Origin of the sequence: Lysobacter sp. Root690 (assembly GCF_001427785.1) — a bacterium.
Classification (GTDB): Bacteria; Pseudomonadota; Gammaproteobacteria; order Xanthomonadales; family Xanthomonadaceae; genus Lysobacter.
This window is the reverse complement of record NZ_LMHM01000011.1, coordinates 101,975-116,435: the sequence shown is the minus strand read 5'-3', so window position 1 is coordinate 116,435 and position 14,461 is coordinate 101,975. Positions and strand designations below refer to the sequence as shown.

The window sequence follows — 14,461 nt, the reverse complement described above, 5'->3', positions numbered from 1 at the left end:
GACAAGGAAGGGACTTTCGCAATCCGGATGCAACGCAGCGTGAGCACAAGACCTCGCGTTTCGCCGTCGTCAATCTGCGTGGCCGCGGCTCAGCCCATGTCCGAAACGGTCAGCGTGTACGCCAACGCTCGATTGCCGTAGCGAAATTCCTCGATCAGCGCGAACACGTTCCCGACCTGGCCATAGTCATCTTCGTGCCCTGGCTCCTTGCGCCAGTCGAGGTAGAAACGCAGACCTCGATGCTTCGCCGCCAGAGCGTCAAGATCCGGCGGTCCGACCAGTTCCAGATACTCCGCCTCACTGATGCGCCTGGACCAGTCCAGCAGCGCGTGAGGCGGGGACACCCGCGGCAAGTGGTAGCGATCGATAAGACCCAAGGCGCCGCCGGGCAGGGTGAATCCGCAGTACGACAAGTCGAGCGACATCGTGCGCGGATAGTCGGGCGATCTGTGCTTGCGAATCGCGATGGGATCGGCGAACTCGATGACGATGTAGGCGCTGACGGACAAGAGCGTGCTTCCGCGCGGGTGTGTTCGAAAAACGATTGCACGCCGTGGAGATTGAGACAAGACGTCCCAGTCATAGCCGAACCATCGCGATGCTCGCTCGACGATCGTCATGTCGCAACCGCACGACGGCGGTTTACCGATCCGTTCGGCCGCGGCCGCCACGCTCATGGTTTCGAATCAGTGCGGATCGGCGTGCAGCCGATGGCGTGCCAATGCCACGGTGCCACGAAGCCGCGATATCTCATGGAAGGAGCTTCAACCAGATGCCATTCGTCGCCGGTTGTCGAAGACGACGCGCCTGGTGGTCCAACGAATAACGGCGGCCCTCGCAGGCCGCCGTTATTCATTCAGTTGCTTGGCATCGAGTTGGTACCGACCCCGAGCCGGGTGGAGCGTTTCGCCACGCCATGGGCGTCGATCCGCGTTTCGCCCTCATGGCCGCTTATCCCGGCTTGCTGTCACGATGCTTATTGAAGCGGACGAAACTCCACCGGCTGCTCCACCACCGAGGCCACTTCGCGACCATTACGCGTGGCCGGCTTGAAGCGCCAGTCGCGCACCGCGGTCATCGCGGCGCGGTCGAGATCGCGCGAACCGCTGCGGCGGCTGACCGCGATATCGTCGGGCACGCCGTCCGCGCCGACGTTCACCCGCAGCACCACCGTGCCGCCTTCGCCGCGACGCAGCGCCGCGGCCGGATAACGCGGTTCCGGGCTGCGATTAGCGATCGGGCGGGCCTGGGTCGCGCGCGGCTTGGCCGCGACCGTCTTGGTGCTCGGCGCGGGCTTGGCGGCGCTGGGCTTGTTCGCCGTGTTCGCGGCATTGGCGATCGCGCCCGCATCGTTCGCGCCGCGATCCAGCGGCGGCAGCGCCACGATCGGCGGCAACGGCGCGGGCGGCGCGACCGGCGCGCGCTTGCCGTACAGATACCAACCTAGGAAGGTCGCGCCGAGCAGGATCATCAGCAGCCACAGGCCGGTGCGGCTGGGCGCGGCGTGGATCGCGGCCGCTTCAGGGGCCGGCGGCGTGTCGCGATCGGGCGCGTTGGGATCGATGGAATGTGATGTGGTGCTCATGTCGGCCTCCTTCTGACCGCCCCCGGGGGATGGGATCGGAGGCCGAGCTTCTTAGCGGCGTCGTTAGCGGGTGGTGAACAACGCGTGCATGCGGTTCAGTCGCGCGACAGGCTCAGGCACAGTCACTCGCGATCCGCGATGCATCGCTTCGCCACCGAAAAAAATCGCAGCGGCCGGCATCGAGACAAGGACGGACTGCTTCTCCGATTCCCAATTCCCAATTCCCGACTCCCGTCCCCAGCCTCACTGATTCGGATTGAACGTAATCGGCACGATCACCGCGCCCGCCACCGGTTGGCCGCCGCGCATCGCCGGCTTGAAGCGCCACGAACGCACCGCGCTCAGTGCCGCGCGATCGAGCGCGCGCGAGCCGCTGCCTTCGACCACGTCCACGCCGTCGACGTCGCCTTGCTCGCTGACCTCGACGCGGACGCGCACCGTGCCGCCTTCGCCGCGGCGCAGCGAGGCCGCCGGATACTGCGGCGGCCGATTGCCCGGCAGCGGCGACGCGGCGGTCTGCGCACCCGCGGCCGCGGTCGGCGCGGTCGGCGACTGCGGGCCGCTCGGCATGCTCTGCGGCGGCGCCGGCGGATTCGGGTTTTCGACCAATTGCGGGGTTTCCTGCGGCTCGCCGCCGGCCGTGGCGGGCGAGGGCTGCGGCGACGGAGCCGGCGCCACGCCCTCGCCATCGGCCGAGGCCGGCGCGGGCAGCGGCGCATAGAACGGTTGCGCGCTGGTCGGCGGGGTGTCGCCGCTGCGATAGAAGCCATCGCCGCGATTGCGGTTGCTCGACCAGACCCAGGCGAACAGGGCCAGGCCGATGGCGAATGCGCCCACGACCCACAGCCACGCCTTGCCCGACGGCAGCCAGGCGGCGAAATTGAAGGAACGGCGAGGTGCGGGTGACGGTGTCGACATGGGGCCGGCTGCTCGTGGATCTGATTCGTGATGCTCCGCATTCTGCATCGAAATGCCGCGCCGCGCCGAGCGCGCGTGATGCGGGTCCGCGCCGCGTCACCATGAAGTTCGCTAAAAACCCCGCCAGCCGCGATAATCTGCGGTTCTCCCGCCACGTCCTCCGGCACCGCCATGCTCGATCCGACCCTGCTGCGCCAACAGCCCGCCGAACTCGCCGCCCGCCTGCACGCCACCCGCGGCTATCTGCTCGATCCGGCGGCGCTGGCCTCGCTGGAAAGCGAGCGCAAGATGGTCCAGGTGCGGACCCAGGAACTGCAGGCCTCGCGCAACAAGCTGTCGGGCGAGATCGGCAAGCGCAAGAGCAAGGGCGAGGACGTGTCCGATCTGATGGCGCAGGTGTCGAGCTTCGGCGACGAGCAGAAGCGCGGCGAAACGCGTCTGGACGAAATCAAGGCCGAAATCGAGGCGATCGCGCTGGGCATCCCGAACCTGCCGAACGATTCGGTGCCGCTCGGCCCGGACGAAACCGGCAACGTCGAACAGCACCGCTGGGGCAACCCGCGCGAGTTCGATTTCGAGGTCAAGGACCACGTCGAACTCGGTGCGCGCAACGGCTGGCTCGACGGCGAGACCGCGGCCAAGCTGTCGGGCGCGCGTTTCACCGTGCTGCGCGGCGGCCTGGCGCGGCTGCATCGCGCGCTGGCCCAGTTCATGCTCGATCTGCACACCGAGCAGCACGAGTACCAGGAAACCAACGTGCCGCTGCTGGTCAACGCCGACGCGATGCGCGGCACCGGCCAGTTGCCGAAGTTCGAGGACGACCTGTTCGCGACCCACGTCGGCGAAGGCGAATCGGCGAGTAAGCGTTACCTGATCCCGACCTCGGAAGTGCCGCTGACCAATATCGTCCGCGACGAAATCCTCGAGGAGTCCGCGCTGCCGCTGCGCATGACCGCGCACTCGATGTGTTTCCGCGCCGAGGCCGGCAGCGCCGGTCGCGACACCCGCGGCATGATCCGCCAGCATCAGTTCGAGAAGGTCGAGCTGGTCACCATCGCGCGGCCCGATCAGAGCTACGAAGAACACGAGCGCATGACCCGCTGCGCCGAGGTCGTGCTCGAAAGCCTCGGCCTGCCGTACCGGCGCATGCTGCTGTGCACCGGCGACATGGGTTTCTCCGCGACCAAGACCTACGACCTGGAAGTGTGGCTGCCGAGCCAGGGCAGCTACCGCGAGATTTCCTCGTGCTCCAACTGCGAAGCCTTCCAGGCACGGCGCATGCAGGCGCGCTGGCGCAACCCGGCGACCGGCAAGCCCGAGCCGGTGCATACCCTCAACGGCTCCGGCGTCGCCATCGGCCGCGCGATGATCGCGGTGATGGAGAACTATCAGAACGCCGATGGCTCGATCACGGTGCCTGAGGTGTTGCGGCGGTATATGGGTGGGGTTGAGACGCTGGCTTGATGGCGCGAAGGTGGTAGCGGCGGGAGATCCTTTCCGGACCACCGATGCCGACCCTTCGGCACAAACGGTGGCGGGCGATGTTCACTCGCCCGGAAATACCTCCGCGATTCCGGTCCGTCGGTCCACTACGACCAGGAACATGCAGCCGGGCGGAGGTACAGGTTTGCAAAGGAAGCCGAACATCCATTCGCCGCCATCTTCCGATAGCTCGTTACCGAACGTATCGAGCGAGTAGCGCTCGAGATCGTAGCCGTGGGCCGTGGCGGCCTTGCGCGCGATCGGCAATGCCTGCTCGCGCGTCATCAAGCCTTCTGCCGGGCCGCTTCCTTCCTGTGCCGCGCCCGGGTTTTGCGCGATTGACGACGCTTCTCGGCATTGGTCCATCGCCGTGGGGCGATCTTTCCGCTGAAACCGCAGGTTATTGTCGAAGCAGACGTGATCGCATCCGCCGCCCACGCTGTGTCCGTGCGGACTCGCCAGGCAAGTGAGGACGCAATCCGCGGCCGGCGTGCACTGGTTTTTCAATCGGCCGACCAAGCAGTCTTCGTAAGCAGACAGCTCGCGCCGCGGAAGCGTCGTGCAGCCGTGGAAATGCGCGATGTCCCCCGTGTCGGGAGGCGGGGGTGGCTGTGCCTCGTGAGACGCCACAGGCCCGGTGGCAGGCGGGAGGTTTCCTGCGCCGCAGCCGCCAGCGGCCAGCGTCAATCCGGCGAGCAGTAGCGTTCCCACGATTCGGTGCATGTTTGACCCGGCCCCGCGCGATCGGATCGACACGTTATCAGCCTCGCGGACATTCGCTCCAGGCTGACAGACGTCCAAGCGCACCCGCGGCAATCCGGGCGGGACACAGCAAGCCCGGATCGGCCCGGACAGGATCGATGCTCACAAAAAAGCCGGGCCCGTCAGGACCCGGCCAATGCCGGCATGGGGGAGGGAACGCCGGCCTTGCACTTACACGGTGGGACACGGTACTCGCGGGACAAACGCGGAGAGCCTCACGCCGCGCGTCGTTGCGGCAGCGGGATGGAAGCGTGCGCCGCAGCGAGCGCGTCGGCACGATGCTGTGGCGAGTAAGCCACACCTTCGGCACGCACGAACTCGACATCGGTCACGCCAATGAAGCCGAGCACGTGACGCAGGTAGGTCTCCTGGAAATCGCTGGGCTGGCCGCTGTGCAGGCCGCCGCGGCCGCTGACGATGATCGCGCGCTTGCCCTTGGCCAGGCCTTCGGGGCCATCGGCGGTGTAGCGGAAGGTCTTGCCCGCGACCGCGACCCGGTCGATCCACGCCTTGAGCGTCGAAGGGATGCCGAAGTTGTACATCGGCACGCCCAAAACAATCACATCGGCGTCGAGGAATTGTTGCACGATGCGCTCGGAAGCCTCGGTTTCGGCCGGATCCGCCCCAGCCAGGGAACGACCGGTAAGATGCGGGATCGGATCGGCGTCGAGGTCGCGATAATCGATGCTCAGACCGGGCAGGGCGTCCAGCCACCGCGTTGCCACCGCGGCGGACAGCTCGCGAGTCACGGAATTTGCGCCCAGAGCGCTTGAATCGATGTGCAGGAGCTTCATTTCTATGACCTCGATGGGTCGTCTGATGCGGGCATCGCCGCGTTGGAGCAAAGTCTGCGTCGTTGCGTCAGTGGGATAAAGCTGCTTCAATATCACTAATTGTTCTATTATTGGAACTTCCGTCATGCACGATCTGAATGACCTGTACTACTTCGCCATGGTCGTCGACCACGCCGGGTTCGCCGCCGCGGAACGCGCGCTGGGCATTCCCAAGTCGCGCCTGAGCCGCCGCATCAGCCAGCTGGAAACCGACCTGGGCGTGCGCCTGCTGCAACGATCGACCCGCCGTTTCGCCGTCACCGAAGTCGGCAACAGCGTCTATCGCCACGCCCAGTCGATGCTGGCCGAGGCCCAGGCCGCGCGCGAAGTGGTCGACCGCCTCAGCGCCGAGCCGCGCGGGGTGATCCGGGTCAGCGTGCCGGTCGGTCTGGCCCAGCAGCAGATTCCCAAGCTGCTGCCCGAATTTTTGGCCAAATACCCACAGGTGCGCGTGCAGCTGCACGTCAGCAACCGCCGGGTCGACATCATCAACGAAGGCATCGACGTTGCCTTGCGCGTGCGCTCCAAGCTCGACGACGACGGCAGCCTGGTGATGCGCAGCTTCGGCCAGATCCAGGAGCTGCTGGTCGCCAGCCCGAAGTACCTGACCCGCATGGGCCGCCCGACCAATCCCGACGAACTGTCCGATCACGTCACCCTGAGCATCAGCGAAGACGACGCTCGCCAGCGCTGGGAGCTGCACGGCCCGGACGGCGAAGTGCGCAAGGTCGAACTCAAACCGCGGGTGATGGGTTTCGATTTCCCGATGCTGATGGCGCTGGCCGAGCAGGGCGTGGGCATCACCCTGCTGCCCGAGACCGTCTGTGCCGAAGCCGTGCGCCGCGGCGAACTGGAAGTGGTGCTGCCGAACTGGCGCCTGCCGCAGGGCATCTTCCACGCCGTATTCGCCTCGCGCCGTGGCCTGTTGCCGGCGGTGCGGGTGTTCATCGATTTCCTGGCCGAGAAGGCCCCGTCCCTGGTCGAATCCGCGCGCCTGCAATGCAGCGACATCAAGGGTATCCCGTGCCCCGACAGCATCGCCGGCCGCGACGGCAAGAAGCACGACAAGCCGGTGAAGATTTCCGCTCCGGCATGAGAGAATGCCCCGCGCCCGGTCCAGACCGGGCGCCTTGGGGGCGGCACCGCAACGGGCCGTCCCTGATCGATCCGGCGTTTGGGCTTAACCGCCGAACGCGCGATGATCGGTCGCCGGAGATCGCCTTCGTGCGTACCCGGGGAGCTGTAATTACGGAGAGATGGCCGAGTGGTTTAAGGCAGCGGTCTTGAAAACCGCCGAAGGGTCAAACCTTCCGTGGGTTCGAATCCCACTCTCTCCGCCATCGTCCCTGGCTTGATGGCGTCGTCGTCTCTGGTGGCGAGTCCTGCTGGTGCTCGGCGACTGAACGGTCTTGGTGGCTGATCCATAGTTACCTCGACCCAATTGAAACGCGCGCCCCTAGGCTGACATGTCGTCGCAGCCGCATGCGCGCGAATCCCACGGGTCGCTAACGACGATGGAACGCGTTGCCCGACATGATCGCGGTCGGCATATGGGCAGCCGGCGTCCTGTCGCCAGTGAATACGAAAGGTCTGCCGTCGATCTGGCGACTGCGTCTGGAATAGGTCACGCCGCCGAAGCGCAAGCGTGTTGAGGCAGCTATTTCACAGCCGCCTTCAGCGCGGCGAACGCCTGATCGGCAAATCTGCCGAGCGCGCCTTTCTGCGGTTGATAGTCGATGCCTTGCACTACGCTGACGGTCTTGTCATCGACTGCAATGCAATGAACGACAAACGTTCCGCTGGATTCGGACCCGCCCACGACGGTCACGAGTTTGCCCGGAGTGCTCTGCGAATTGGCGCGCAATCCGGCGCGCTGCGCGGCCTTGGTCACGACGCCGCTGCAGGTGTCCAGGCTCAATCGAGCGGCGGGCGTGCGCTCGACGTGATAAGTGACATTGAAATTATTTTCTTGCGCCAGTGCAGCAGTGGATGATCCGAGCAGCAAGGCAGCGCCTAATAGCGGAAGTGCGAGGTTCATGGCGAATTCCCGGTTGAGGTCCGGCAACAAGCTATCTCATTTCCTGACGGGGCTGGTGTAGGTTCCGTGTACGGGCGACGGCGCACCGGATGAGGGATGGCGCATTGCCGCGCCACTGGATGCGCTGCGAGCGTCCGTGAGCTTTCGGCCGTTGTGTTCTGCGCGATGCGATCTGACTTACCAGTCTTTGCGGGCGGGAAACGCAAGGATCGCCATGGCCTCGAGAATGACGCGGTTATTTCCTTTCTTGTCCGTGATCGACAAAGGCTGATCGTAGTGAGCCGACCGCACGATAAAGCAGGTGCCATTTACGCCCGTGTGGCGGTTGTACGACAAGCCCGGTTCGGCCCAGAACTTCTTGCCCAGCAAGGCGTTGAGTTTTTTGTCGCGGACGATGATGTCCCGATCCCCGATGATCAACGCCATTTCCGCGTTGCGGTAGTCGCGCGAAGCGCCTTCCCAATGGTTGCGGTCCTGTTCCTGGTCGCGATCGGTCAGTTGGTTCAGATCCTTGCTGAAGAAATCCTCCGGAATCGCGCTTTTCGATACGAAAAGCGCGGTGGTCTTCAGTTCGATCCGTTTTCCGTCGCGGTCGAAGATCACGTCCGGTATTGAGTCGGAAGTGACCGGGAAATCACCGGCCGGCGTGATGTTGTTCCCTAGTTGAAAAAAGCAGGCGCCGCTTTTGTCCTTGGTGAGTATCCCGAAGCCGCTGTCGATCAGATGGCGCCTTATCGCGCTGTTTACCGCGCCTTCTTGCTGGAGAAGCAAGCGATCCTTCGTGACGGCGACCAGGCTGGAGTCGAGTATCGCTTCGCCTACTTGTTCGATTTCGGCGACCGAGTCGTTGTGAATGCAGGCGCGCGCCGATTTGTGCTCGGCCGCGATGTGCTCGCTGATGAGGCTGTATTCCAGGTAATCGAACTCTGCCATGACCGCCTCGATGATCAACACGAGCAAGGAATACGTTTGCAGACGAGAAATACTCGGTCCAACAGGCGCGCGATTGCAAGTTGATCCGGATCGATGCCGTGACCTGAGCCGGCTGGCGGCGACGTTGCTTGACCGGTGAGATATCTCTTTGTGCCCGTCTAAACCTGGCCGTGTGACCGCTTCCGGCTTGCCGTCACGTTTCCGCAAGCAGAGATCGCAGATGAGCCGACGGCGCGACGCTGTTGCACGAACCGATCCGGCCATCACCCGTCCAAGGATGCGACATGTCGACGATCAAAGCCTTTCTGGAAGCAGGCAAATCCCTCATCACCCTCGGCGCCGGCGCCAATGCCGCGGCGCGGCAGCAGATTCGCGACGTAACCGGGCAGTTGGCCGACGAACTCGATCGGGCATTGTCTCTGGCCGATTCGTATTTGGTCGGAGTGCGCTTTTCCAAGGACGATCACGAACTCGCTGCCTATCTGTACGACGCGCGATCCAAGCTGATGGGCAGTTACCACGAGCACCACATTTGCGCGGGGCTGTATCAGCTGGCCGACAAGTTCGGGCAGATGTTCGATCCGACCCGGTTTTCGGTATCGCTGGGTTCTTATAGCGAAATTCCGCAATTGATCGAGCATCTCAAGAACGGTGAGCGCGCGGTCATCGACGATCTCGACGAGTTGATCGGCCAGTTTCACGAGCTGGCCGCGCGGCTGGACGCGGCGCCGGCGGAACAGAAAGAGCAGGCGCGGGCGGCGATTCTGGCTTCGGCCGACTATTTCCGCGACAAGCTCGCGCAGCAGCGCAAGCAAGTTAAAAATAGCCGGCGGCGGATCGTCGATACCTTATAGCGGCGCGGACGCCGCATCGCGGCGGGGTCCCATGATGGTGCTGGCTCCGACGACACGGGATTGCCGGACAATCGCATAGCCACTTGTCTACAACGACCCGCAACGGCCGCGCTAGCGATTCCGGCCGCCGCGCCCGCGCGAAGTTTTTTCGCGGCAGTGTCGATTCGGCCGCTGCTTGATCGTCGCCTTAGTGGAAGCCATGCGGTTTTCCACGATTCCCACCCGTTAAGGAGCGATGCCATGCAAGTCAAGCCGGTAGGTTGGTTCGAGATCTACGTCAACGACATCGAGCGTGCCCGCGCGTTCTACGAGGGCGTGTTCGCGCTCATGCTGGAAAAACTCGAAGGTCCCGATGCCGATTGGCAGATGTGGGCGTTCCCCGGTGCGATGGATCAGAGCAACGGCGCGTCGGGCGCGCTGGTGCATATGCCGGGCGCGCCGGTGGGCGGCAGCGGCACGATCGTGTACTTCATGTCGGCCGATTGCGCGGTCGAAGCCGGGCGTGCGGTCGCCCATGGAGGCACGGTCGACAAGGACAAGTTCTCCCTCGGCGAGTACGGCTTCGCGGCGCTGCTGACCGATACCGAAGGCAATACGATCGGCGTGCATTCGATGGAGTGAGGGGCAGGCGGACGGCCTACGCGCGAATCGCCGCGTTCGACGCGGCGATTCACGATTACGGCGCAGGACGGGTGCGCAATGCAACGCGGAAGCGGTTCCAGCCCCTGCATCGCAAGGGCCGGACGCTGTGTGCTGGTTCCGCGGCTTACAGCTCGATGCAGTCGAAGCTGACCTCGGGGTCGACTTCGGCGCTGTAGTCGACATCGTCGCGCTCGAAACCGAACAGCTTGAGGAACTCGTGCTTATAGCTGGCGTAGTCGGTGAGCTGGAACAAGGTCTCGGTGGTCACCTGCGGCCACAGCGCCTTGCATTCGCTCTGCACGTCCTCGCGCAGTTCCCAATCGTCCAGGCGCAGGCGGTTTTCCGAATCGGTTTCCGGCGCCTGACCGTCCTGGCGGTACATGCGTTCGCGCAGCAGGCGGTCGAGTTGATCGATCGGGCCTTCGTGCAGGCCTTTTTCCTTCATCACCTTGAACACCAGCGAGATGTACAGCGGCATCACCGGGATCGCTGAACTGGCCTGGGTGACGACCGACTTGAGCACCGCGACGTTGGCGCCGCCGCCGAGCTTCTGGCTCAGGCGCGCATCGAGTCGCTGCGCGGTCTGGTCGAGGTCGACCTTGGCCTTGCCGAGCGCGCCGTGCCAGTAGATCGGCCAGGTGATCTCGGTGCCGATGTAGCTGAAGGCGACCGTGCGCGCGCGCGGCGCCAGCGCGTCGGCGCGTTCGAGCGCGTCGATCCACAGTTCCCAGTCCTGGCCGCCCATCACCGTCACGGTGTCTTCGATTTCCTGCTCGGTCGCCGGTTCGACCGTGGCCTGGATGATGGTGTCCTTGTTGGTGTCGATCGCGGTCGAGGTGTAGGGCTCGCCGATGGTCTTGAGCGCCGAGCGCTTGAGTTCGCCGCCGCCCGGCAGCTTGCGCACCGGCGAGGCCAGCGAGTAGACGATCAGGTCGACCTGGCCGCCCATTTCGTTCTTGATCAGCTCGATCACCTGGGCGCGCGCTTCGTCGGAAAACGCGTCGCCGTTGATCGACTTGCTGTACAGCCCCTTGGCCTTGGCGAACTTGTCGAACGCGGCCGAGTTGTACCAGCCGGCGGTGCCGGGCTTCTTGTCGGTGCCGGGCTTTTCGAAGAACACGCCGAGGGTGTCGGCGCCGAAACCGAACGCGGCGGTGATGCGCGCGGCCAGGCCGTAGCCGCTGGACGCGCCGATCACCAACACTTTCTTCGGACCGTCTGCGCGCACGCCGCGGGCGACGGTGGCGTTGATCTGATCGCGGACATTGAGTTCGCAGCCGAGCGGATGCGTGGTGGTGCAAATGAAGCCGCGAACCTTGGGCTGAATGATCAACTCGATTACCTCGTCACTGGGCGATGGCCGGCAGTTTAGTACCTGCCATCGACTAATGCGCGGGTGGTAGGTGAGGGCGCGCAGGATGGGGCGCGACGACGCCCGCGAATCGGCGTCAGAAGCGCTCGTCGACCGGCAGATAGCGCCATTCGCCGACCGGCATCTTGCTCAGCGGAATGCGGCCGATACGCAGGCGTCTGGTCGATACCACCTCCAGGCCGACCTCGCCGCAGACGTGCCGCAACTGGCCCGGTTGCACGTTCTTGACCGCGAACCGCAGCCGGATCTCGTTCTGCCAGCTGACCTTGCACGGCGGCAGCGGGCGGCCAAGGTAATTCAGGCCGTGGGCGAGCTTCTTCAACCCGTATGGCGCGAGCTGACCGTTGACCTCGACCAGGAACTCCTGTTCGAGCTGCGCGTAATCCTCGTTCAGCCTGCGCCGCACGCGCGGGTCCTGGGTCAGCACCACCAGCCCGCTGGCGTCGGCATCGAGCGGCATCAGCGGGGCCAGATGCTGGAAATGGCGCTTGAGCCGGCGCACCCCCGACATATCGCCCTCGGCGTGGTTGACCGGCACGACCAGGCGGGCGCTCTCGTTGAACGGCAGCCCGGCCGGCTTGTGCAGCAGCATGGTGGCCGGCTCGGCGGGCTCGGCCCGCGCATCGGGGTCCAATTCGACCCGCTGGGCCATGATCGGCGCCTGCGGCTCCTCGACCACCTTGCCATCGACCCGGACCCAGCCGCCCTCGATGTATTGCTGGGCCTGCGCGCGTGAACAACCGATCAATTCGGCCAGGCATTTATCGAGTCGGACGGGTTCGGACATGAGGAAAGTCGATGTGGGAAGCGGCAAGTGTAAAGATATACGCCTGTCGCGCCGGAAATCCCCCGCAACCGGCGACGGCTTCACTCACAGGACGATATGAAGACTCCACCCGGTTTGCAGGCGCTGATCGACGACGGCGTGATCGACGAAGTGATGCGCCCGCTCAAGAGCGGCAAGGAAGCCGCGGTGTATGTCGTGCGCTGCGGCGACGAGATCCGCTGCGCCAAGGTGTACAAGGACATGGCCCAGCGCAGCTTCCAGCAGCGCGTGCAGTATCAGGAAGGGCGCAAGGTGCGCGGCAGCCGCGAGGCGCGCGCGATCGGCAAAGCCAGCAAATACGGCCGCAAGCAGCAGGAAACCGCCTGGAAGAACACCGAGGTCGACGCGCTGTACCAGTTGCGCGAGGCCGGCGTGCGCGTGCCCGAGCCGCACGGCTATTTCCACGGCGTGCTGGTGATGGAACTGGTGACCGACGCCGACGGCCATTCGGCGCCGCGCCTGGGCGAGGTCGAATTGGCGCCTGACCAGGCGCGCGGCTTCCACCGCTTCCTGGTGCGCCAGGTGGTCAAGATGCTGTGCGTGGGCCTGATCCACGGCGATCTGTCCGAATACAACGTGCTGGTCGCGCCGGACGGCCCGGTCATCATCGATTTCCCGCAGGTGGTCAGCGCGGCCGGCAACAACGCCGCGCGCACCATGCTGCTGCGCGACGTCAACAACCTCACCGCCAGCCTCGGCGCATGGGCGCCGGAGCTGCTCGATACCTGGTACGGCGAGGAAATGTGGGCGCTGTTCGTGGCCGGCGATCTGCATCCGGACAGCGAACTGACCGGCGTGTTCGTCCACGACGAATCGGCGGTGGACGTCGACAGCGTGCGTCACGCGATCAACGACGCGCGCGAGGAAGCGCTGATCCGGCAGCAGGGGCGCGAGGCGGCGGCCGAGGCGGATTAGGGCGCGCGCTTCGGTCTGTCCGGGGCGGCATGATGCCGCCTGGCTCCGGTACAGTCATGGCTATACGGTCAGGGCGGGCGCGGCGCGGCATGGAAATGGTTCTGTTCATCGGCGCCCAGGGCGCGGGCAAGTCGCGTTTTTATCTCGACCGATTCTTCGCCACCCACGTGCGGGTCAATCTGGACATGCTCAAGACCCGCCATCGCGAGCGGCTGTTGCTGCGCGCCTGTTTCGAGATGAAACAGCACTTCGTGGTCGATAACACAAACCCGACCCGCGACGAACGCGCCGCTTACATCGTCCAGGCGCGTGAGCATGGTTTCGCGGTGCGGGGCTATTATTTCGACGTGCCCTACGACGACTTGCTGTCGCGCAACGCCCAGCGCGAGGGCAAGGCTCGGGTGCCGGAGGTCGCGATACGCGCGACCCTGAAGCGATTGCAACCGCCGGCCTGGGCGGAAGGCTTCGAACAGCTCTACACGGTGCAGGTGCGCGATGGCGGCTGCATCGTGACCGATTATGAATCTGAAAGTGAAGGCGTGCGATGAAGTTCGAAAATCTCGATGCGCGCATGCGCGTCTACGAAACCGCTCATGACCACTGCGTACTGCCTGGTCTGCATATTGTGGTACGCCTGGACGGCAAGAACTTCACCCGCCTTACCAAGGAAACCTGGCCGTTCGAAGCGCCGTTCGACCCTTGTTTTCGCGACCTGATGCTCGATACCGTCACCCACCTGATGGAGTGCGGGGTCAGCGCGGTGTATGGCTATACCCAGAGCGATGAAATCTCTCTGCTGCTGCGACAGGACGACAACAGCTTCGGTCGCAAGACCCGCAAGCTGATCTCGGTGCTGGCCGGCGAGGCCAGCGCCAAGTTCAGCCTGGGCTTGGGCGGCGTGGGTGTTTTCGACGCGCGGGTGTCGCAATTGCCTTCGACAGCGAGTGTGATCGAGTACTTCCGCTGGCGCCATGAGGATGCACATCGCAATGCGCTCAGCGCGCATTGCTATTGGCTGCTGCGCAAGCGCGGCGATAGCGCACAGGCCGCGAACCAGGCCTTGCTCGGCCTGTCCACCGCCGGAAAGAACGAACTGCTGTTCCAGCACGGCATCCAGTTCAACGATCTGCCGGCCTGGCAGAAGCGCGGCACGGCGATCCATTGGGAGGATTACCAAAAGCCCGCGTTGGATCCCAAGACCGGCGAAGCGATCACTGCGCAACGCCGACGGCTGAGCCGCAACCTCGAATTACCGCTCGGCGAGGCGTACGCCGAGTACGTGCGCGGCTTTGTGATCTGAT

Annotated in this window: 15 protein-coding genes, 1 tRNA gene and 1 pseudogene; 8 read left to right on the top strand and 9 right to left on the bottom strand. The window is 64.7% G+C overall.

The features are described 5' to 3' along the window. Positions 1 to 89: 89 nt before the first annotated feature. The 3 genes from ASD86_RS05645 to ASD86_RS05635 all read right to left on the bottom strand — a co-directional run bounded on the left by ASD86_RS05645 (position 90) and on the right by ASD86_RS05635 (position 2,503). A complete protein-coding gene (locus ASD86_RS05645) occupies positions 90 to 677 on the bottom strand; it encodes a hypothetical protein (protein ID WP_157476210.1) in 588 nt (195 codons plus the stop codon). 299 nt (positions 678 to 976) lie between these two features. Continuing rightward, positions 977 to 1,585: an energy transducer TonB gene (locus tag ASD86_RS05640; RefSeq protein WP_056108023.1), complete on the bottom strand. Its 609-nt coding sequence runs from the start codon at positions 1,583 to 1,585 to the stop codon at positions 977 to 979. A 243-nt stretch (positions 1,586 to 1,828) separates the two neighbouring features. Continuing rightward, positions 1,829 to 2,503 (bottom strand): energy transducer TonB, encoded by a 675-nt coding sequence (locus tag ASD86_RS05635; protein WP_056108020.1) that lies wholly within the window; start codon positions 2,501 to 2,503, stop codon positions 1,829 to 1,831. A 171-nt stretch (positions 2,504 to 2,674) separates the two neighbouring features. On the opposite strand from ASD86_RS05635, the gene serS reads away from it, so the two are divergent. Continuing rightward, the gene (serS, locus tag ASD86_RS05630; protein WP_056108017.1) at positions 2,675 to 3,967 is read left to right on the top strand and encodes a serine--tRNA ligase; all 1,293 of its coding nucleotides are present in this window, start codon (positions 2,675 to 2,677) and stop codon (positions 3,965 to 3,967) included. Positions 3,968 to 4,048: 81 nt separating this feature from the next. Here serS and ASD86_RS26455 read toward each other — a convergent pair whose 3' ends face one another. Together ASD86_RS26455 and ASD86_RS05620 are read right to left on the bottom strand one after the other, a co-directional pair. Continuing rightward, positions 4,049 to 4,708 carry a hypothetical protein gene (locus ASD86_RS26455; protein WP_157476208.1) on the bottom strand — a complete coding sequence of 220 codons (660 nt, stop codon included), beginning with the start codon at positions 4,706 to 4,708 and terminating at the stop codon, positions 4,049 to 4,051. A 254-nt stretch (positions 4,709 to 4,962) separates the two neighbouring features. Beyond that, the gene (locus tag ASD86_RS05620; protein WP_056108012.1) at positions 4,963 to 5,541 is read right to left on the bottom strand and encodes an NAD(P)H-dependent oxidoreductase; all 579 of its coding nucleotides are present in this window, start codon (positions 5,539 to 5,541) and stop codon (positions 4,963 to 4,965) included. 109 nt (positions 5,542 to 5,650) lie between these two features. Here ASD86_RS05620 and ASD86_RS05615 point away from each other — a divergent pair. Continuing rightward, a pseudogene (locus ASD86_RS05615) lies at positions 5,651 to 6,544 on the top strand (LysR family transcriptional regulator); the annotation flags it as partial. Positions 6,545 to 6,830: 286 nt separating this feature from the next. Then, positions 6,831 to 6,920 (top strand) — tRNA-Ser (locus tag ASD86_RS05610). A 317-nt stretch (positions 6,921 to 7,237) separates the two neighbouring features. Here ASD86_RS05610 and ASD86_RS05605 read toward each other — a convergent pair. Next, on the bottom strand, positions 7,238 to 7,618 hold the full coding sequence (locus ASD86_RS05605; RefSeq protein ID WP_157476204.1) for a DUF6180 family protein: 381 nt from the start codon (positions 7,616 to 7,618) through the stop codon (positions 7,238 to 7,240). A gap of 177 nt (positions 7,619 to 7,795) precedes the next feature. Beyond that, on the bottom strand, positions 7,796 to 8,551 hold the full coding sequence (locus tag ASD86_RS05600; RefSeq protein WP_157476202.1) for a hypothetical protein: 756 nt from the start codon (positions 8,549 to 8,551) through the stop codon (positions 7,796 to 7,798). Positions 8,552 to 8,793: 242 nt separating this feature from the next. Between ASD86_RS05600 and ASD86_RS05595 the strand changes: the two genes are divergently transcribed. Both ASD86_RS05595 and ASD86_RS05590 read left to right on the top strand, forming a co-directional pair. Then, on the top strand, positions 8,794 to 9,405 hold the full coding sequence (locus ASD86_RS05595) for a hypothetical protein (protein WP_157476200.1): 612 nt from the start codon (positions 8,794 to 8,796) through the stop codon (positions 9,403 to 9,405). A 240-nt stretch (positions 9,406 to 9,645) separates the two neighbouring features. Continuing rightward, positions 9,646 to 10,026 carry a VOC family protein gene (locus ASD86_RS05590; RefSeq protein WP_056107998.1) on the top strand — a complete coding sequence of 127 codons (381 nt, stop codon included), beginning with the start codon at positions 9,646 to 9,648 and terminating at the stop codon, positions 10,024 to 10,026. A 145-nt stretch (positions 10,027 to 10,171) separates the two neighbouring features. Here ASD86_RS05590 and fabV read toward each other — a convergent pair whose 3' ends face one another. Both fabV and ASD86_RS05580 read right to left on the bottom strand, forming a co-directional pair. Further along, positions 10,172 to 11,380, bottom strand: coding sequence for an enoyl-ACP reductase FabV (gene fabV / locus ASD86_RS05585; protein WP_056107996.1), 1,209 nt, complete (start codon positions 11,378 to 11,380; stop codon positions 10,172 to 10,174). A 115-nt stretch (positions 11,381 to 11,495) separates the two neighbouring features. After that, positions 11,496 to 12,206, bottom strand: a complete 711-nt coding sequence (locus ASD86_RS05580; protein ID WP_056107993.1) for an rRNA pseudouridine synthase — start codon at positions 12,204 to 12,206, stop codon at positions 11,496 to 11,498. A gap of 96 nt (positions 12,207 to 12,302) precedes the next feature. On the opposite strand from ASD86_RS05580, the gene ASD86_RS05575 reads away from it, so the two are divergent. From ASD86_RS05575 to ASD86_RS05565, 3 genes are read left to right on the top strand one after another with little or no spacing between them, the layout of a single operon-like run. Next, positions 12,303 to 13,160, top strand: a complete 858-nt coding sequence (locus ASD86_RS05575) for a PA4780 family RIO1-like protein kinase (RefSeq protein ID WP_036103231.1) — start codon at positions 12,303 to 12,305, stop codon at positions 13,158 to 13,160. 32 nt (positions 13,161 to 13,192) lie between these two features. Continuing rightward, positions 13,193 to 13,708 carry an ATP-binding protein gene (locus ASD86_RS05570; protein ID WP_200957210.1) on the top strand — a complete coding sequence of 172 codons (516 nt, stop codon included), beginning with the start codon at positions 13,193 to 13,195 and terminating at the stop codon, positions 13,706 to 13,708. Continuing rightward, positions 13,705 to 14,460, top strand: a complete 756-nt coding sequence (locus ASD86_RS05565) for a tRNA(His) guanylyltransferase Thg1 family protein (RefSeq protein WP_056107986.1) — start codon at positions 13,705 to 13,707, stop codon at positions 14,458 to 14,460. Before ASD86_RS05570 ends, ASD86_RS05565 begins: the two co-directional genes overlap by 4 nt. The last annotated feature ends 1 nt before the right edge of the window (position 14,461 follow it).